The organism is Janthinobacterium sp. Ant5-2-1, assembly GCF_001445815.1.
GTDB lineage: Bacteria > Pseudomonadota > Gammaproteobacteria > Burkholderiales > Burkholderiaceae_D > Janthinobacterium > Janthinobacterium lividum_E.
Genome location: NZ_LNCE01000101.1, coordinates 1 through 1882, shown reverse-complemented (window position 1 = coordinate 1882; position 1882 = coordinate 1). Strand labels below are relative to the sequence as shown.

Annotated in this window: 5 protein-coding genes; all 5 read left to right on the top strand. The window is 54.8% G+C overall.

All coding sequences use genetic code 11. The features are described from left to right. Positions 1-489 (top strand): 30S ribosomal protein S3 (gene rpsC, locus ASN89_RS24480; protein ID WP_082654736.1); only part of this gene is annotated, 489 nt, incomplete at its 5' end. Positions 490-491: 2 nt separating this feature from the next. Further along, positions 492-911, top strand: a complete 420-nt coding sequence (gene rplP, locus ASN89_RS24475; RefSeq protein WP_034753201.1) for a 50S ribosomal protein L16 — start codon at positions 492-494, stop codon at positions 909-911. A 12-nt stretch (positions 912-923) separates the two neighbouring features. Then, positions 924-1115 (top strand): 50S ribosomal protein L29, encoded by a 192-nt coding sequence (gene rpmC / locus ASN89_RS24470; protein ID WP_010394412.1) that lies wholly within the window; start codon positions 924-926, stop codon positions 1113-1115. Continuing rightward, on the top strand, positions 1112-1384 hold the full coding sequence (gene rpsQ / locus ASN89_RS24465; protein WP_010394415.1) for a 30S ribosomal protein S17: 273 nt from the start codon (positions 1112-1114) through the stop codon (positions 1382-1384). The genes rpmC and rpsQ overlap by 4 nt, the downstream gene beginning before the upstream one ends. A gap of 253 nt (positions 1385-1637) precedes the next feature. Beyond that, on the top strand, positions 1638-1882 hold a 245-nt coding region (gene rplN, locus ASN89_RS24460), incomplete at its 3' end, for a 50S ribosomal protein L14 (protein WP_082654737.1).

The following is a 1882-nucleotide window of genomic DNA, read 5'->3' as shown; positions in this document are numbered from 1 at the left end:
TCGCAACTGATCGCCGATTCGATCGCTCAGCAGCTGGAAAAACGGATCATGTTCCGCCGCGCCATGAAGCGTGCAATGCAAAATGCAATGCGCCTGGGTGCTCTCGGTATCAAGATCATGTCGTCCGGCCGTCTGAACGGTATCGAAATCGCGCGTAAAGAGTGGTACCGCGAAGGCCGCGTGCCTCTGCATACCCTGCGCGCCGATATCGACTACGGTACCAGCGAAGCGTCGACCACCTACGGCATCATCGGTGTCAAGGTGTGGGTATACAAAGGTGACCGCGCGCCTAACGGCGATGCACCAGTCATCGATACCCCAGCTGACGAGAAGAAAAGCCGCGGCCCACGCCGTGACGATGGCAAGCCAGCTGGCCGTCCACGTCCAGCCGGTGCCGGTGCGAAACCATCCACAGCACCAGGTGCACGTGTGCGTACCGCCGCTAAACCGGCCGCCGCAGCAGCACCAGCTGAGAAAGCAGGAGAATAATCATGCTGCAACCAGCACGCAGAAAGTATCGTAAAGAGCAGAAAGGCCGTAATACCGGTATTTCGCACAGCCGCGGCACCGCCGTGTCGTTTGGCGAATTCGGTCTGAAGGCAGTTGCGCGCGGTCGTATCACTGCGCGTCAAATTGAAGCGGCGCGTCGTGCAATGACGCGTCACATCAAGCGCGGTGGCCGTATCTGGATCCGTATCTTCCCGGACAAACCGATTTCGAACAAACCGGCTGAAGTCCGTATGGGTAACGGTAAAGGTAATCCTGAGTACTACGTCGCTGAAATTCAGCCAGGCAAAGTACTGTACGAAATGGATGGCGTTGATGAAGCGCTGGCACGGGAAGCATTCCGTCTTGCCGCCGCTAAACTGCCACTGGCGACGACGTTTGTCATCCGCCAAGTCGGCCAATAATTGGAGTTGTATATGAAAGCATCTGAACTCCGCGGCAAGGACCAGCCAGCTCTGCAAAAAGAGCTGAATGACCTGTTGAAGGCACAGTTCGGCCTGCGCATGCAAATCGCTACGCAGCAGCTGAGCAACACTTCGCAGCTCAAGAAGGTACGCCGCGATATCGCGCGTGTGAAGACGGTAATGAATCTGAAGGAAGCCAAATGAACGAACCAGTGAAACAGTCGCTCAAGCGCACGCTGATCGGTAAAGTGGTTTCGGACAAGATGGACAAGACCGTTACCGTTCTGATCGAGCGCCACGTAAAACATCCTTTGTATGGCAAGATCATCATGCGCTCGAACAAGTATCACGCGCATGACGAGACCAACCAAGTCAAGGCCGGTGATACGGTCGAGATCCAGGAAGGTCGCCCGATCTCCAAAACGAAGGCATGGACGGTGACACGTGTGGTTCAAGCCGCACCAACCGTTTAAATAAAAACCACCGTTTCGGCGGTGGGTTTTAATTAGTACTTGCAGGCCCGCAAATTGTATGTAATACTTGCGGGCTTCGTTCATGTAACGCCGCAAAGTGTCTGGCCACAGACAGTAGCATTCGCGGTCAGTTGATGTATGAAGGTCATGCACCCAAACAGTGAAGCCCAGCAGGGCGGCTCTGGCGGGACCAAGACTGACCGTGGGTCTACATTGTGTGGATTCTTCGGCTTAAGTTGGGAAAGAGAATACTATGATTCAAACTGAAAGCCGGCTCGAAGTGGCTGACAATACCGGTGCCAAAGAAGTAATGTGCATCAAGGTATTGGGCGGCTCCAAGCGCCGTTATGCTGGCATTGGCGATGTGATCAAGGTAACCGTTAAGGTTGCTGCGCCACGTGGCCGTGTCAAAAAAGGTGAAATTTATAACGCCGTGGTTGTGCGCACCGCTAAAGGTGTTCGCCGCCAAGACGGTTCCCTGGTGAAGTTCGACGGCAA

Excerpts from the sequence above, each read along its gene's own strand:
- rplP (WP_034753201.1), top strand. The coding sequence starts at position 492 with ATGCTGCAACCAGCACGCAGAAAGTATCGTAAAGAGCAGAAAGGCCGT.
- rpmC (WP_010394412.1), top strand. The coding sequence starts at position 924 with ATGAAAGCATCTGAACTCCGCGGCAAGGACCAGCCAGCTCTGCAAAAA.
- rpsQ (WP_010394415.1), top strand. The coding sequence starts at position 1,112 with ATGAACGAACCAGTGAAACAGTCGCTCAAGCGCACGCTGATCGGTAAA.